Annotated in this window: 4 protein-coding genes; all 4 read left to right on the top strand. The window is 73.4% G+C overall.

The features are described 5' to 3' along the window. Nucleotides 1-9: 9 nt before the first annotated feature. Nucleotides 10-429: a hypothetical protein gene (locus ACIBCT_RS32655; RefSeq protein ID WP_399195224.1), complete on the top strand. Its 420-nt coding sequence runs from the start codon at nucleotides 10-12 to the stop codon at nucleotides 427-429. Between the two features lie 152 nt (nucleotides 430-581). After that, nucleotides 582-1,115: a hypothetical protein gene (locus ACIBCT_RS32660; protein ID WP_399195225.1), complete on the top strand. Its 534-nt coding sequence runs from the start codon at nucleotides 582-584 to the stop codon at nucleotides 1,113-1,115. An 874-nt stretch (nucleotides 1,116-1,989) separates the two neighbouring features. Continuing rightward, nucleotides 1,990-11,295, top strand: coding sequence for a type I polyketide synthase (locus ACIBCT_RS32665; protein ID WP_399195227.1), 9,306 nt, complete (start codon nucleotides 1,990-1,992; stop codon nucleotides 11,293-11,295). Further along, nucleotides 11,285-17,025: beta-ketoacyl synthase N-terminal-like domain-containing protein (locus ACIBCT_RS32670; protein WP_399195229.1), on the top strand; the 5,741-nt coding region annotated here is incomplete at its 3' end. The genes ACIBCT_RS32665 and ACIBCT_RS32670, both read left to right, overlap by 11 nt.

The following is a 17,025-nucleotide window of genomic DNA, read 5'->3' on the forward strand; positions in this document are numbered from 1 at the left end:
GAGAATCACATGTTCGGTAGGAGCAGGATCATCGCGTTCGTCTGCGCCGGTGCGGCGATCGGCCTCGCCACGGGGGCCGCCTGGACGGGAGGCGCGAGCGCGAACACCCCGGTCCCGGCCAAGGCCGCGACCCCGTACGCGCAGGCCGCCGCCGTCATCAACGCCGACGGGAGCATCAACCGCGCCAAGGGCGTCAGGGCGGTCACGAAGCCCGCCGTCGGGCAGTACTGCGTCGAGCTGGAGGACAAGGACCTGGACATCACGAAACTCGTTCCTTCGGCCACCCTGCAGTACACGTCCTTCGAGTACGGAATTCGTGTTTCGATGTGGCCGCACCCCGCCTGCGGAACCCAGAAGGACACCTTCCACGTCATCACCGGAATGCCCAACAAGTGGGTGGACCAAGCATTCTCGATCGTCATCATGTGATCCGCCGCCGTTTCACGGCCGGCGCGCGTCGTCCCCCCGTGGCGACGCCGGCCGTCGTACGAAACCACACCCGGGACCGGGGCCGGGACCGGGATCGGCGGGACGGCCGGGCCGGTCGGTGACACGACGCCGCTTTCGGGTACGGGGCGGTCATGATGAAACACGCGTTGTGGCAAGGACTGGTCGCCGGGGCGGCCGGTGTCGCGGTGATGACACTGGGGGAGAAGGTGGAGCAGCGGCTGACCGGCCGCCCCGACTCCCACGTTCCGGCGCGGGTCCTGGAACGGCTGACCGGTATGGCCGAGCGGCCCGGACGCCAGCCCGAGCCGGTGAACTGGGCCATGCACGCCGGGCAGGGCATCCTGCTGGGCGTCCTGCGTTCGGTGATGTCCCACGCCGGGCTGCGCGGCCCGTGGTCCTCGGCGAAGTTCGCGGTGGTCCGGGTCACCAACGACCAGATCCTGGAGAACGCCACCGGGGTCGGCGCGCCTCCTGAGACCTGGCCCCGCCGTGAGCTGGTGGTCGACCTGCTGCACAAGACGGTGTACGCCTTCGCCACCGGTGTCGTGGCCGACCTGCTGGCCGCCCGCTCCGGGCCGGGACCCGGGCAGCGGCACGCCGCGATGCGGCCGGGACGGCGCGCCGGGGTCGGGCCGCTGCCGAGGGAGAAGGCATACGGCCGCTGAACGGCGACCGGCCCGGCGGCCGCCGGGCCGGACATGATCCCGTTTATGAATCTACATTGTAAAGGCGCTGGAACGATCGAGCGCCGATGAGCGGATCGCGCGACACCGGGAATCGACCGGCGATCGACGGGGGCACCCGGACACGGACGGCGCGATCCGCCGGTCGTCGCGTGCGGCCGGGTCCGGTGGCCGCCCGGCCCTCCTCCCGTCCGGGCGGTCCGTGACCGGGAGGGGCGAGGAGGCCCCACCGGCCCGGACGGCCTGGGAGAACACGGCCGCACTTCCCCCGTGATCGGCGCGTCGCCGCATCGCCCCGTGGTGCCGACGAACCCACCGTCCGGTCGTCGTCCGGCCGCCGTGCGGTCGTCGCGCGGTCGTCGTGCGGCGAAGACCTCACCCGGATCCGGCCCTGTCCGCGCGGGTGTTTCGACGGCCGATGAAACGGCTGATTCAGGACGACGGCGCATGAACGCCCGCCTCCGGCCTCGGTGGCACGTTCCATGTGCCTTTCGGACGACCCATTATTATTTATCGGTCGGTCCGTCATTCCCGCTCGACGATGCCGCCTCCGATTCGGCGCTGGTCAGACGGCTCACGGTGAAGGGGTGGGCGGTTTGATGCCCTCTCTGTTAATGGCTGACTTCTGTCGTGTGAATGACTTTTGTCCGCTTAACTCCGTCACTCTCAGTGAGAATGCGGTCGTAATGGACAAATATCGGGGCGGGTGTCCGAGCGACCACTCGACGACGTACTATCGCTCATGTCGTTCATATCCGTCTAAAGTCGATCTCTAGCCGTAGCTATATCGAAGTGCAGCAACTGGGGCTTTGAGTGGGTGCCGTCCTGCCCACTTTCGGGGGGCAGGGTTGTGCGGATGAGCAATTTCGGTGTGCGGAAAAGTCGTCACGACGCCATAGCGATCATCGGGGTCTCCTGCCGGTTCCCCCGGGCCACCGGCACGGCGGAGTTCTGGGCGCTGCTCAGGGACGGTGTGGACGCGATCACCGACGCACCCGCGGACCGTTCCGCGGACGTCGACCGGCGCGGGGGGTTCGTCGACGGGATCGACCACTTCGACCCCGGCTTCTTCGGCATCTCCCCCAGGGAGGCCGCGGCCATGGACCCGCGGCAGCGGCTCATGCTGGAGCTCGGCTGGGAGGCCCTGGAGGACGCCCGGATCCTCCCGTCGAGCCTGCGCGGGAGCCGCACGGGAGTCTTCGCGGGCGCGATCTGGGACGACTACGCCGCCCTGACGGCCCGCCACGGCGCCGAGGCCGTCACCTCCCACGCGATGACCGGCCTGAACCGCGGCGTCATCGCCAACCGGCTCTCCTACACCTTCGGCCTGCGCGGGCCGAGCCTGACCGTCGACACGGCCCAGTCCTCCTCCCTGGTGGCCGTACACCTGGCCTGCGAGAGCCTGCGCGGCGGGGAGTCCACCCTCGCGCTCGCCGGCGGCGTCAACCTGATGATCGCCCCGGACAGCACGATCGTCTCCGCGGCGTTCGGCGGACTGTCCCCCGACGGCCGGTGCGCCACCTTCGACGCCCGCGCGAACGGGTACGTGCGCGGAGAGGGGGGCGCCGTCGTCGTGCTCAAGCCCCTGTCCGCGGCCCTGGCCGACGGCGACCGGATCCACTGCGTGATCCGCGGCACCGCGACCGGCAACGACGGCGCCGGCCCCACCCTGACGACCCCGGAGGCGACGGCGCAGGAGGACGTCATCCGGCGCGCCCTCGACCAGGCGGGCGTACGGCCCGACGAGGTGCAGTACGTCGAGCTGCACGGCAGCGGCACCGCCGTCGGTGACCCGGTCGAGGCGCGGGCGCTCGGCGCCGCGTTCGAGGGCGCGCCGCTGCGGGTCGGCTCGGTGAAGACCAACATCGGGCACCTCGAGGGCGCGGGCGGGATCGCCGGGCTGGTCAAGGCCGTACTCTGCGTCGCCCGCAGGGAACTGGTGCCGAGCCTGCACTTCGAGACGCCCAACCCCCGGATCCCGATGGACGCGCTGCGCCTGCGCGTCCAGACCGAGACCGGTCCCTGGCCCGACGCGGACCGCCCGCTCGTCGCCGGGGTGAGCTCCTTCGGCATGGGCGGGACCAACTGCCACGTCCTGCTCTCCGAACCCCCGGCCCCGCGGCCCCTTCCCGAGCCGCCCGCCCGTCGCCCCGGCACCCCGGTGGTCTGGCCCGTCTCCGCCAGGAGCGAGGCGGCCTTGCGCGCGCAGGCGGAACGGCTGCTGGCCCGGCTGGAGGGCGACCCGGACCTCGGCCTCACGGAGCCCGCGGGGCTCACGGAGCTCGCGGATCTCGGCCACTCGCTCGCCACGACCAGGACCGCCTTCGAACACCGCGCCGCCGTCGTGGCGGCCGACCGCGCCGGACTGCTGCGCGGCCTGACCGGGCTGGCGCGCGCGGAACCCGCCCCCGGCCTCGTACGGGGCACCGGGAGGGCCGGTGGCGGACGGATCGCGTTCGTCTTCCCGGGACAGGGCTCCCAGTGGACCGGCATGGCGGCCCGGCTCCTGGAGACCGCCCCGGCCTTCCGCGAGCGGATGGCCGCGTGCTCGCGCGCCTTCGACCCGTACCTGGGCCTCTCCCTCATCGACCTGCTGGGTGGCGGCGAGCCCCTGGAGGGGGACGAGGTCGTACAGCCCGCGCTGTTCGCGCAGATGGTGTCGCTGGCCGCCCTGTGGCGTTCCCACGGGGTCGAGCCCGCCGCGGTCGTCGGCCACAGCCAGGGCGAGATCGCCGCCGCGTACGTGGCGGGCGCGCTGTCGCTGGACGACGCCGCACGGGTGGTCGCCCTGCGCAGCCGGGCGATGTCGGCCGTCTCCGGGCGCGGCGGCATGCTGTCGGTGGCGCTCCCCGCCGACCGGACCCGGGAACGACTGGCCCGCTGGGGCGAACGGCTCGTGATCGCCGCGGTGAACGGGCCCTCCTCGGTCGTGGTCTCCGGTGACCTCGACGCGCTGGGCGAGATGCAGGCCGCCTGCGAGGCCGAGGGCGTCAGGGTGCGGCGCGTCGCGGTGGACTACGCCTCCCACTGCGCCCACGTCGACGCCGTACGGGACCCGCTCCTCGACGCGCTGGCCGGCCTGCGGCCGGCAGGATCGGGGACGGCGTTCTACTCGACCGTCACCGCGGCCCCGCTGGACACCCGCGAGCTGGACGCCGATTACTGGTACCGGAACCTGCGCGGCCAGGTCCGCTTCGAGGAGACGGTACGCGCGCTGGCCGCCGACGGTCACGACCTCTTCCTGGAGATCAGCCCGCATCCGCTGCTCACGGGGGGCGTCAGGGACACCCTCGGCGCCGGTGATCCCGGCCGTGACCCAGGCCGTGACGCCATCGGTGACGCCGTCGCCCTCGGCACGCTCCGCCGCGACGAGGGCGGGATGGACCGGTTCCTGACGTCGCTGGCCGAGGCCCAGGTCGCCGGGGCGGCCGTGGACTGGGACGCCGTCTTCCCGGGCGCGCGGCCCGTGGACCTGCCGGCATACGCGTTCCAACGGCGGCGCCACTGGCTGGACGGCGTGGCCGGCCCGCTCCCGGTGCCCGCTGCGGCCGGGCCCGCCGTTCCCGCGGCCTCGGAGCCCGAGCACGGAGGCGACGTCCGGGCAGTCCGGGCAGTCCGGGACGTCGAGGGTGCCGAGGGTGTGGTGCGCGCGCAGGTGGCCGCGGTCATGGGGCACTACTCCGCCGACGCGGTGGAGATGGACCGGACCTTCAAGGACCTCGGCTTCGACTCGCCCATGTCCGTCGAGCTGTGCGACCGGCTCACCGCCGCCATCGGCCTCCGGCTGCCGAGCACCGCCGTGTACGACCACCCGACCCCCTCGGCCCTGGCCGCGCACCTGCGTACCGGCCCGGCCGCGTCCCCGGCCATGGCATCGGCAGCGGTCGTGACGTCGCCCGGTGAGCCGATCGCGATCGTGGGGATGGCGTGTCGTTTTCCGGGTGGGGTGTCGTCTGCGGAGGAGTTGTGGGAGGTGGTGGCCGGGGGCCGGGATGTGGTGGGTGGTGTTCCGGCGGATCGTGGGTGGGGGGTGTCGGGGGGTTGGTCGGGTGGGTTCTTGGTGGGTGCGGGGGAGTTCGATGCGGGGTTCTTCGGGATCTCTCCGCGTGAGGCGTTGGCGATGGATCCGCAGCAGCGGGTGGTGTTGGAGACCTCGTGGGAGGCGTTCGAGCGGGCGGGGATCGATCCGTCGTCGTTGCGCGGCAGCGACACCGGCGTCTTCATCGGCGCGATGCCCACCGACTACGGGCCGCGCCTTCACGAGACCGCGGGAGAGACGGCGGGATACGGCCTGACCGGGACGACGTCGAGTGTGGTGTCGGGTCGGGTGGCGTACACGCTGGGGTTGGAGGGTCCTGCGGTGACGGTGGACACGGCGTGTTCGTCGTCGTTGGTGGCGGTGCATCAGGCGGTGCAGGCGTTGCGGGCGGGGGAGTGTTCGCTGGCGTTGGCCGGTGGGGTGACGGTGATGGCCAATCCGGGGATGTTCGTGGAGTTCTCCCGTCAGGGTGGGCTGGCCGCCGATGGGCGGTGCAAGTCGTTCGCGGCGTCGGCTGACGGCACCACGTGGGCCGAGGGTGTGGGCGTGCTGGTGGTCGAGCGGTTGTCGGAGGCGGTGCGTAACGGTCATCGGGTGCTGGCGGTGGTGCGGGGCAGCGCGGTCAATCAGGACGGCGCCAGTAACGGGTTGACCGCTCCGAACGGTCTCGCGCAGGAGCGGGTGGTGCGGTCGGCCCTGGCCGCCGCGGGGCTGGAGCCGTCGGAGGTGGACGCGGTCGAGGCCCACGGCACGGGGACGAGGCTGGGCGACCCCGTCGAGGCCAGGGCGTTGCTCGCCACCTATGGGCGGGAGCGGGATCGGCCGTTGTGGCTGGGGTCGTTGAAGTCCAACATCGGGCACGCGCAGGCTGCTGCCGGTGTGGCGGGTGTGATCAAGATGGTGATGGCGATGCGGCACGGGGTGTTGCCGCAGACCCTGCACGTGGACGAGCCGTCGCCGCACGTGGACTGGTCGTCGGGTGCGGTGCAGTTGCTGACCCGGGCCCGTGAGTGGCCCGATGAGGGCCGGCCGCGTCGGGCCGGGGTGTCGTCGTTCGGGATCAGCGGCACGAACGCGCATGTGATCGTGGAGCAGGGGCCTGCCGAGCCGGTGGTGACCGACGATGCGGTGGGTCCGGTGCCGGTGCAGCGGGCGGCGAAGACCGGCGTGCCGGTTCCGTGGATCCTCTCCGGGAAGAACGAGCAGGCGCTGCGCGACCAGGCGGCACGGCTGCGCGAGCACCTGGACCGGTACCCGTCGCACACCCCGGCCGAGGTGGGACGTGCCCTGGCCACGACGCGGGCGACCCTGACCCGCCGCGCGGCGGTGGTCGCCTCGACACCGGAGGACTTCCGGCGGGCGCTGGAGGCGCTCGCCGCGGGAGACGAGACCCCCGGCGTGCTCCGGGGCGCGGCGCCGGGCAGGCTCGCCTTCCTGTTCGCCGGACAGGGCGGCCAGCGGCACGCGATGGGACGCGAACTCCACGCGACGTACCCGGTGTTCGCCCGGGCGCTGGAGGAGGTCTGGGCCGAGCTGGACGCGCACCTGGACCGGCCGCTGGCGCGCGTCGTGTTCGGTGACGAGCCGGACACCGCGCTCGACCGGACCGCGTTCACCCAGACCGCGCTGTTCGCCCTCGAGGTCGCGTCGTTCCGGCTGCTGGAGCACTGGGGCCTGCGGCCGGACCTGCTGGCCGGCCACTCCGTCGGGGAGCTGGCCGCGGCCCACGTGGCCGGGGTGCTGTCGCTGCGCGACGCGTGCGCGCTGGTGGCGGCGCGGGGCCGCCTCATGGACGCGCTGCCGGAAGGCGGGGCGATGGTCGCCGTCGAGGCGTCGGAGGAGGAACTGCTCCCCCTGCTGGCCGGGCGGGAGCACGAGATGGGCCTCGCCGCGGTCAACGGGCCGTCCGCCGTCGTCGTCTCCGGTGACGAGGCTCCCGTACGGGAGGTCGGGGCGTACTTCCAGGCACGCGGACGCAGGACCCGCGAGCTGCGGGTGAGCCACGCGTTCCACTCGCCGCGCATGGACGGGATGCTCCGCGACTTCGAGGAGGTGGCCGCGGGACTGACCCACTCCGCTCCGCGCGTCCCGATCGTGTCCACCGTGACCGGGCGGATCGCCGACCTCTCCGCCGCCTACTGGGTGCGCCAGGTGCGCGAACCGGTGCGCTACCTGGCCGCCGTACGGACACTGCACGCCGAAGGGGTCCGCACGTTCCTGGAGCTCGGGCCGGACGCGGTGCTGTCCGCGATGGGAGCCGAGTGCGTCGACGGCGCGGCGTTCGTGCCGGTGCTGCGCAGGGACAGGCCCGAGGCGCTGACGGCGACCACCGCGCTGGCGACGGCCGCGGTGCGCGGCGCCGGTGCGGACTGGGCCGCGTTCTTCGACGGTGCGCACCCCGCGCCGCTGCCGACCTACCCGTTCCAGCGGCGGCACTACTGGCTGGAGTCGCCGCCGGCGGGGTCGTCGGGGCCGTCCGGGCATCCCGTGCTGGGACCCGGCGTGGAGTCGGCCTCCACCGGGGAGACGGTGTTCGCGGCGCGGCTGTCGCGCGCCTCGTATCCGTGGCTCGCCGACCACGCGATCGCCGGGACGGTGACGCTGCCCGGGACCGCGCTGCTCGAACTGGCCTGGCACGCGGGCGCGCGGACCGGATGCCCCCGCGTGGAGGAACTCACCCTGGAACGGCCGGTGACGCCGCCCGAGCACGGCCACATCGAGCTGCAGCTCTCGGTCGCCGCCCGTGACGCCGAGGGCCGCAGGGCCCTGACCGTCTACGGCCGCCTTCCGGACGGCGACTGGATCCGGCACGGTGGCGGCGTCCTCACCCCCGCAGCCCCCGTAGCCCTCGCACCCCCCGCCGTCCCCCCGGCCGCCACGCCCGCCGCGCCCGTCGTGCCCGGTTGGCCGTCCCCGGACGATCCCGCCTCGACCGGCATCGCGATCGACGGCCTGTACGAAGGGCTGGCCGCCCGGGGGTACGCCTACGGCCCCGCCTTCCGCGGGCTGCGCGCCGCCTTCCAGCGGGGCGAGGAGGTGTACGCCGAGGTGAGCGTCCCGGCCGACCTGACGCGCGGCGGGTTCGGGCTGCACCCCGCCCTGCTCGACGCCGCACTGCACCCCTGGGCCGGTCGCGCGGAGGCCGGAGACGGCCCTCCGGTCGTGCCGTTCACGTTCGGCGGGGCGTCGCTCACCACGACCGGCGCGCAGACCCTCCGGGTACGGCTGGCACCGGCGCGCAAGGAGAGCGGCGACGGCGAGGACGACACGGTCACGCTGACCGCCGTCGACGAGGCCGGTGACGTCGTCCTGTCGATCGAGGAACTGGTCCTGCGCCCGTCCGCGGAAGCCCCCGCCGCACCCGCGGACGCGATGTTCCGGCTGGAGTGGCCCGCCCTGCCGCTTCCCGGGCCGGCGGCCGGGCCGTTCGCCGAGCCGGTCGTCATACCGGGGGACGACCCGGACCTGACCACGCTGGGAACGCCGGTGCCCGAGCTGGTCGCCGTCGAGTGTCCCGGCGGGGGCGACGTCCACGCCGTCACCCGCCGCGTACTGGAGCTGGTACGCGGCTGGCTCGCCGACGACCGGTTCGCCTCCTCGCGGCTGGCGGTGCTGACCCGTGGCGCGGTGGCGGCGGAGCCCGGGGAGGACGTCACCGACCTGGCCCAGGCCGCCGTGTGGGGCCTGGTGCGCTCGGCCCAGTCCGAACAGCCCGGCCGCCTGGTGCTGCTGGACATCGGCGACACCGACGGAGACACCGACGGAGACACCGACGGCGAGTCCGCCGCGCTCGTCCCCGCCGCACTCGCCACGGGCGAACCCCAGCTCGCCCTGCGCGCCGGCACCCTCCGCGTACCCCGTCTGGCGAGGGCCGTCACCGAACGGGCGGGCACGCTGGTGCCGCCCCGCACCTGTGGCGCGGGCGAGCCTGAGACGCCCTGGAGGCTGGCGGTCGTCAGGCGCGGAACCCTGGAAGGGCTGTCGCCGGAGCCCTGCCCCGAGGCTGCCGCGCCCCTCTCGGCCGGTCAGGTGCGGGTCGCGGTCCGCGCGGCCGGGGTGAACTTCCGTGACGTGCTCGGCGCGCTGGGCCACTACCCGGGCGATCCCGGCCCGCCGGGACTGGAGGCCGCGGGCGTGATCACCGAGGTGGGGCCGGGGGTCACCGGCCTCGCGCCGGGCGACAGGGTGATGGGCGTGTTCTCCGGAGCCTTCGGCCCGGTCGCCGTGACCGACCACCGGGTCGTCGCACCGATTCCCGCCGGATGGACGGACGCCCAGGCCGCCTCGGCGCCCATCGCCTACCTGACCGCCTACCACGCGCTGGTCGAGCTGGCGGGCCTGCGGCGCGGCGAGTCCGTACTCGTCCACTCCGCGGCGGGCGGGGTCGGCATGGCCGCGGTCCGGCTCGCCCGGCACCTCGGCGCCGAGGTGTACGGCACGGCCTCCCCCCGCAAGCACGGCGCCCTCGACGCCCTCGGAGCGCTCGGCCTGCCGCGCGGGCGCGTCGCCTCCTCGCGTACCGCCGAGTTCGAGGACCGGTTCCGCGCGGCCACGGCGGGACACGGGGTGGACGTCGTCCTCAACTCCCTCGCCGGGGAGCTCACCGACGCCTCGCTGCGGCTGCTCGCACCGGGGGGACGTTTCGTGGAGCTCGGCAAGACCGACCCGCGTGACCCGGCCGGTGTCCGCTACCACGCCTTCGACCTGCTCGACCTCGGACCCGAGCGGATCGGCCGCATGCTGTCGGAGATCATGCCGCTGCTGTCGAACGGGACGCTGGCACCGCTGCCGGTCACCTCCTGGGACGTGCGCCGGGCACCCGAGGCGTTCAGGTTCGTCAGCAGGGCCGGGCACGTCGGCAAGGTCGTGCTCACCGTGCCACGGCGACCCGACCCGGAGGGGACCGTCCTGATCACCGGCGGCACCGGGGCGCTCGGCACGGCCCTCGCCCGGCACCTGGTCACCGCCCACGGGATCCGCCACCTCGTCCTGGCCTCCCGGCGCGGTCCCTCCGATCCCGGCGCCGCACGGCTGCGGCACGAGCTCGCCGAGCTGGGCGCGACGGTCACGCACGCCGCCTGCGACGTCGCCGACCGCCGGGCCGTCACGGAACTCCTGAACGCCGTACCCCCCGCGCACCCGCTGACCGCCGTCGTGCACGCGGCCGGGATCCTCGACGACGCGGTGATCTCCGAGCTGACACCGGAACGGCTGGACGCTGTGCTGCGCGCCAAGGCCGGCTCCGCGCTCCTCCTGCACGAGCTCACCCGCGGGTACGACCTGTCGGCGTTCGTCCTGTTCTCCTCCGTCATGGCCACCCTGGGCGGCGCGGGCCAGGGCAACTACGCCGCGGCCAACGCGGTGCTCGACGCGCTCGCCCGGCACCGGCGCGTCCACGGGCTCGCGGCCACGTCCATCGCGTGGGGACCGTGGGAGGAGCCCGGAGGAATGGCCGGGCGGCTCTCGGCCGCCGACCGGGCACGCATGACACGATCCGGGCTGCGGCCGATGTCCGCGCCGGACGCGCTCGCCCTGTTCGACCTGGCGATGGACGGGACCGAGACGACGGCCGTACCGGCGCGGCTGGACCTCGGCGCGCTGCGCGCGGGCGGGGACGTGTCCCCGGTGCTGGGAGGGCTCCTGCCCGCAGCCCCCGCGACCGGACCCGCTCCCGGACCCGCTCCCGGACCCGCTCCCGGACAGGACGGGACGCTGCGCGAACGGCTCGAAGGGACGGCCCCCGACGAGCAGGAGAAGATCCTGGCCGACCTGGTCCGCACGCACGCCGCGGCCGTGCTCGGTCACGGCGCGACCGACTCGATCGACGACGGGGCGAGCTTCAAGGACCTCGGATTCGACTCGCTCACCTCGATCGAGCTGCGCAACCGGCTGAACACCGCCACCGGCCTGCGGCTCCCCGCCGCACTGCTGTTCCACCACCCGAACCCCTCGGCCCTGGTCCGACACCTGCGCGACCGGCTGAGCCCACCGGACCCGGCCCTCGCGCGATCACTTCCGGAGCCGCCCGCGGCCCCGGCCTCGGACGTCGCGGAACTGCTGCGGGAGGCCTCCGTCGACGACCTCCTCAGCTTCATCGACAAGGAGCTCACCCATGGCGAATGACGAGCAGCTCGTCGAATACCTCCGCCGGGTCACCATCGAGCTGAAGGAGACGCGGCAGCGCCTGCACGACATGGAGGCACGTTCGCGTGAGCCGATCGCGATCGTGGGGATGGCGTGTCGTTTTCCGGGTGGGGTGTGGTCTCCGGAGGAGTTGTGGGAGGTGGTGGCCGGGGGCCGGGATGTGGTGGGTGGTGTTCCGGCGGATCGTGGGTGGGGGGTGTCGGGGGGTTGGTCGGGTGGGTTCTTGGTGGGTGCGGGGGAGTTCGATGCGGGGTTCTTCGGGATCTCTCCGCGTGAGGCGTTGGCGATGGATCCGCAGCAGCGGGTGGTGCTGGAGGCGTCGTGGGAGGCGTTCGAGCGGGCGGGGATCGATCCGTCGTCGTTGCGCGGCAGCGACACCGGCGTCTTCATCGGCGCCATCGCCCAGGACTACGCCGCCCCGCTGCACTCCCCGCCGGAGGGCTTCGAAGGCCACCTGCTGACCGGGACGACGTCGAGTGTGGTGTCGGGTCGGGTGGCGTACACGCTGGGGTTGGAGGGTCCTGCGGTGACGGTGGACACGGCGTGTTCGTCGTCGTTGGTGGCGGTGCATCAGGCGGTGCAGGCGTTGCGGGCGGGGGAGTGTTCGCTGGCGTTGGCCGGTGGGGTGACGGTGATGGCCAATCCGGGGATGTTCGTGGAGTTCTCCCGTCAGGGTGGGCTGGCCGCCGATGGGCGGTGCAAGTCGTTTGCGGCGTCGGCTGACGGCACCACGTGGGCCGAGGGTGTGGGCGTGCTGGTGGTGGAGCGGTTGTCGGAGGCGGTGCGCAACGGTCATCGGGTGCTGGCGGTGGTGCGGGGCAGCGCGGTCAACCAGGACGGTGCGTCGAACGGGTTGACGGCGCCGAACGGTCCGGCGCAGGAGCGGGTGGTGCGCTCGGCCCTGGCCGCCGCGGGGCTGAGGCCGGGTGACGTTGACGCGGTCGAGGCCCACGGCACCGGAACCACCCTCGGTGACCCCATCGAAGCGGACGCCCTGCTCGCCACCTATGGGCGGGAGCGGGATCGGCCGTTGTGGCTGGGGTCGTTGAAGTCCAACATCGGGCACGCGCAGGCTGCTGCGGGTGTGGCAGGTGTGATCAAGATGGTGATGGCGATGCGGCACGGGGTGTTGCCGCAGACCCTGCACGTGGACGAGCCGTCGCCGCACGTGGACTGGTCGTCGGGTGCGGTGCAGTTGCTGACCCAGGCCAGGGAGTGGCCCGATGAGGGCCGGCCGCGTCGGGCCGGGGTGTCGTCGTTCGGGATCAGCGGCACGAACGCGCATGTGATCGTGGAGCAGGGGCCGGTCGAGCCGGTGGTGAGTGGTGGTGGTGTTCCCGAGCCGGTGCCGTTGGTGGTGTCGGGTCGGTCGGTGGAGGCGTTGGCCGATCAGGTGGCGTTGGTGGGTGGGCGTTCGTGGCCTGCGGGGGTTGTGGCGGGTGTGGGTCGGGTGTTGGTGTCGGGTCGGGCGCGGTTCGATCATCGTGCGGTGGTGGTGGGGGATCGTCAGGTGCGGGGCCGGGTGCTGGCGGATGCGAGCGAGGGGGTGGTGTTCGTTTTTCCCGGTCAGGGTGCGCAGTGGGCGGGGATGGGTGCGCGGCTGCTGCAGTCCTCGCCGGTGTTCGCGGCGCGGATCGCCGAGTGTGCTGGGGCGTTGGAGCCGTACATCGACTTCTCCTTGGAGGGGGTGTTGCGGGGGGAGGTGTCGTTGGAGCGGGTGGAGGTGGTGCAGCCGGCGTTGTGGGCGGTGATGGTGGGCCTGGCGCAGGTGTGGGAGTCGTTCGGGGTGCGGCCTGCGGCGGTGGTGGGGCATTCACAAGGGGAGATCGCGGCGGCGTGTGTGGCCGGGGCACTCTCGTTGGAGGACGGTGCGCGGGTGGTGGCGTTGCGCAGCCGTGCGTTGGGGGTGCTGGCCGGCCAGGGCGGCATGGTGTCGCTGGGAGTGTCCGCGCAACGCGCCGAGGTGTTGATCGGCACCTGGGGGGCGGGGTTGTCGATCGCCGCGCACAACGGCCCCGAGGTGACGGTCGTGTCAGGAGAGCCCGAGGCGCTGCAGGAACTCCTGGTCCGCTGTGATGGCGAGGGGATCAGGGCGCGGCGGATCGCGGTGGATTACGCCTCGCATTCTCCGCAGGTGGAGCGGCTCAGATCACGTCTGGTTCAGGAGTTGGCGGGGATCGCTCCGCGCTCGGCTGAGGTGCCGTTCGTATCGACGTTGCATGGGCGGGTGTTCGATACCGCCGGGTTGGATGCTGCGTATTGGGTGGACAACCTGCGTCATGCGGTGCGGTTCGAGCAGGCCGTGTCGTTGCTGGCGGGCCGGGGGCATCGGGTCTTTGCGGAGATGAGTGCGCATCCGGTGTTGACGATCGGGATCGAGCAGAGTCTTCAGGCGGCCGGGGTCGAGGGGGTCGCGGTGGGCACGCTGCGCCGCGACGAGGGCGGCATGGAACGGGTCCTGCTGTCGCTGGGCGAGGCGCACGTGCACGGCGTCGAGGTCGACTGGAGCCCGGCCTTCGGCGACGCGCCGCCGTACCTGGACGTGCCGACCTACCCCTTCCAACGCCAACGCTACTGGCTGACCTCCACCGCCTCCCCGGCGGGCAGGGCCGGAACCCCCACCGTGGACGAGTGCCGCTACCGCGTCGAATGGCGGGCCGGTTCCGTCCCGGACGCGGTGGAACTCTCCGGGCGCTGGCTGATCGCCGTACCGCCGGGCCACGAGGACGGGCCGCTCGCGAACCTCTGCGCGGAGACCCTCCGCCTGCACGGCGCGACCCCCGTCGTCGTCCCGGTGCCGGCGGACGGATCCGCCGCGTCCCTCGCCGAGTACGCCGACGTCTCCGGAACGCTGTCCCTGCTCGCCCTCGACGAGACGGCGGCCCTGGAGCCGACCACCCGGCTGATGCGGGCGCTCGCCGAGGCGCGGATCGAGGCACCGCTCTGGCTGGTGACGTGCGGAGCGGTCGCGACCGAAGAGGCCGATCCCCCCGCGAACCCCCGGCAGGCGGCGGTCTGGGGACTCGGCCGGGTGCTGGCACTGGAACGGCCCGCCCGCCGGGGCGGCCTGATCGACCTGCCCGAGCGGACGACGCGGGACACGGCGACGCGCCTGGCCGGGGTGCTCGCGGCCGCCGGCGACGAGGACCAGGTGGCCGTCCGCGACCAGGGCGTCCTGGTACGCCGTCTGGTGAGGGCTCCGCTGGACGGTGCCCGTCCGGTCCGGACGTGGACGCCCCGCGGAACGGTACTGGTCACCGGCACGGGAACGGCCGCCGTCCAGATCACCCGCGCCCTCGCCGAGGCGGGGGCCGACCGCGTCCTGCTGGCCGGTCGTCGCGGACCGGAGGCCCTCGGCGCGGACGACCTGCGGGCCGTGCTCGGTGACGCGGTCACCTTCGCCGCCTGCGACATCACGGACCGGGACGCCGTCACCGCCCTGCTCGCGTCGATCCCCGCCGACCACCCCCTCACGGCCGTCGTGCACACCGACGCGGCCGAGGACGACGAGCCTTCGGCCGAGCCGACCCCCGAACGGATCGCCGACGCCGCCCGGATCCACCTGGAGGGTGCCACGATCCTCGGCGAGCTCACCGGTGACCTGGACGCCTTCGTGCTGTTCTCCTCCCTCGCGGGAACCCTGGGCACGCCGGGACAGGCCGGCACGGCGGCCGGTCACGCCTACCTCGAAGCGCTCGCGCGGCGGCGGCGCGCCGACGGGCTGCCCGCCACCGTGGTGCACTGGGGGGACTGGACGCGCGACGAGGTACACCGCTCCCACGGGCTGCGGGAACTCCCGGCGGACCTGGCGTTCCAGGCCCTGCGGCAGGCGGTCGACCACGACGAGACCGCCGTCGTCGTCGCCGACATCGACTGGCGCCGCTTCCATCTGGCGTTCACCGCGTCCCGCCCCAGGCCCCTCCTGTCCGCCGTGCCCGAGGTGCGCCGGATCGCCGAGGAGAACACCGGCGACACCGGGTCCTCCTTCGCGTCCCGCCTCGCGGCCATGGACGAGGCGGACCGCGAACGCGCGGTGCTGGATCTGGTACGGACCCAGGCCGCCACGGTGCTGCGTCACGACGACCCGGCCGCGGTCCGGACGGGGCTGCCGTTCAAGGACCTCGGGTTCGACTCGTTGCTGGGCGTGGACCTGCGCAACCGCCTGAGCACCGCGACCGGCGTGCGACTGCCCGTGACGCTGGTCTTCGACCACCCGACGCTGGAGGCCCTCGCCCGGCACCTGGTGGAGAGACTGACCGGCACCGTGCGTCACCGGCCCTCGGCTCCGGCCGTCGTCACCGACGAGCCGATCGCGATCGTGGGGATGGCGTGCCGGTTCCCCGGCGGCGTGCGTTCCCCGGAGGACCTGTGGGAGCTGGTGGCGGAGGGCCGGGACGCGATCGGCGACCTCCCCACCGATCGCGGCTGGGACCTGGAGGGGTTGTACGACCCCGATCCCGACCGTCCCGGCAAGAGCTACGTGCGCGGAGGCGGGTTCCTGCACGACGCGCTGGAGTTCGACGCCGCCTTCTTCGGGATCTCGCCGCACGAGGCGCTGGCGATGGACCCGCAGCAGCGGTTGCTGCTGGAGACCTCCTGGGAGGCGTTCGAACGTGCGGGCATCGACCCCTCCTCGGCGCGCGGCAGCGACACCGGCGTCTTCGTCGGCCTCAGCTACCAGGACTACCTGACGCGGTTGCACGAGCAGCCCGAGGGCTTCGACGGTCACCTGCTCACTGGTACCACCGCCAGCGTCGCCTCCGGACGGGTGTCCTACCTGCTCGGACTGGAGGGACCGGCGCTCACCGTGGACACGGCCTGCTCGTCGTCGCTCGTGTCGCTGCACCTGGCCGCCCAGGCGCTGCGCCGGGGGGAGTGCTCGCTCGCCCTGGCCGGTGGCATCGCCGTGATGTCCAGCCCGGACATGTTCCGTTTCTTCAGCCGCCAGCGTGGCCTGGCCCCCGACGGCCGGTGCAAGCCGTTCTCCGCCGCGGCCGACGGGTTCGGCGCCGCCGAGGGCGTCGGCATGCTGCTGGTCGAACGGCTGTCGGACGCGGTGCGTAACGGTCATCGGGTGCTGGCGGTGGTGCGGGGCAGCGCGGTGAACCAGGACGGTGCGTCGAACGGGTTGACCGCGCCGAACGGTCCGGCGCAGGAGCGGGTGGTGCGCTCGGCCCTGGCCGGTGCGGGTCTGGAGCCGTCGGACGTGGACGCGGTGGAGGCGCACGGCACCGGGACGACGCTGGGTGACCCGATCGAGGCGCAGGCGTTGTCGGCGACCTACGGCCGGGAGAGGGACCGGCCCCTCTGGCTGGGCTCGATCAAGTCGAACATCGGTCACACCCAGGCGGCCGCGGGTGTGGCGGGTGTGATCAAGATGGTGATGGCGATGCGGCACGGGGTACTGCCGCGCACCCTCCACGCCGACGAGCCGTCACCGCACGTGGACTGGTCGTCCGGTGCCCTGGAGCTGCTGACCGAGGCGCGGCCGTGGCCGGAGAAGAGCGGGCCGCGCCGCGCGGCGGTGTCGTCGTTCGGCATGAGCGGCACGAATGCGCATGTGATCGTGGAGCAGGGGCCTGCCGAGCCGGTGGTGAGTACCGGTGGCGTGGTGGGTTCGGTGCCGTTGGTGGTGTCGGGTCGGTCGGTGGAGGCGTTGGCCGATCAGGTGGCGTTGGTGGGTGGGCGTTCGTGGCCTGCGGGGGTTGT

This window comes from Streptosporangium sp. NPDC050855 (assembly GCF_044456585.1).
Classification (GTDB): domain Bacteria; phylum Actinomycetota; class Actinomycetes; order Streptosporangiales; family Streptosporangiaceae; genus Streptosporangium; species Streptosporangium longisporum.

What these genes read in the sequence shown, in the direction of transcription:
- ACIBCT_RS32665 (WP_399195227.1), top strand. Translation starts at nt 1,990, where the DNA reads ATGAGCAATTTCGGTGTGCGGAAAAGTCGTCACGACGCCATAGCGATC.
- ACIBCT_RS32660 (WP_399195225.1), top strand. Translation starts at nt 582, where the DNA reads ATGATGAAACACGCGTTGTGGCAAGGACTGGTCGCCGGGGCGGCCGGT.
- ACIBCT_RS32655 (WP_399195224.1), top strand. Translation starts at nt 10, where the DNA reads ATGTTCGGTAGGAGCAGGATCATCGCGTTCGTCTGCGCCGGTGCGGCG.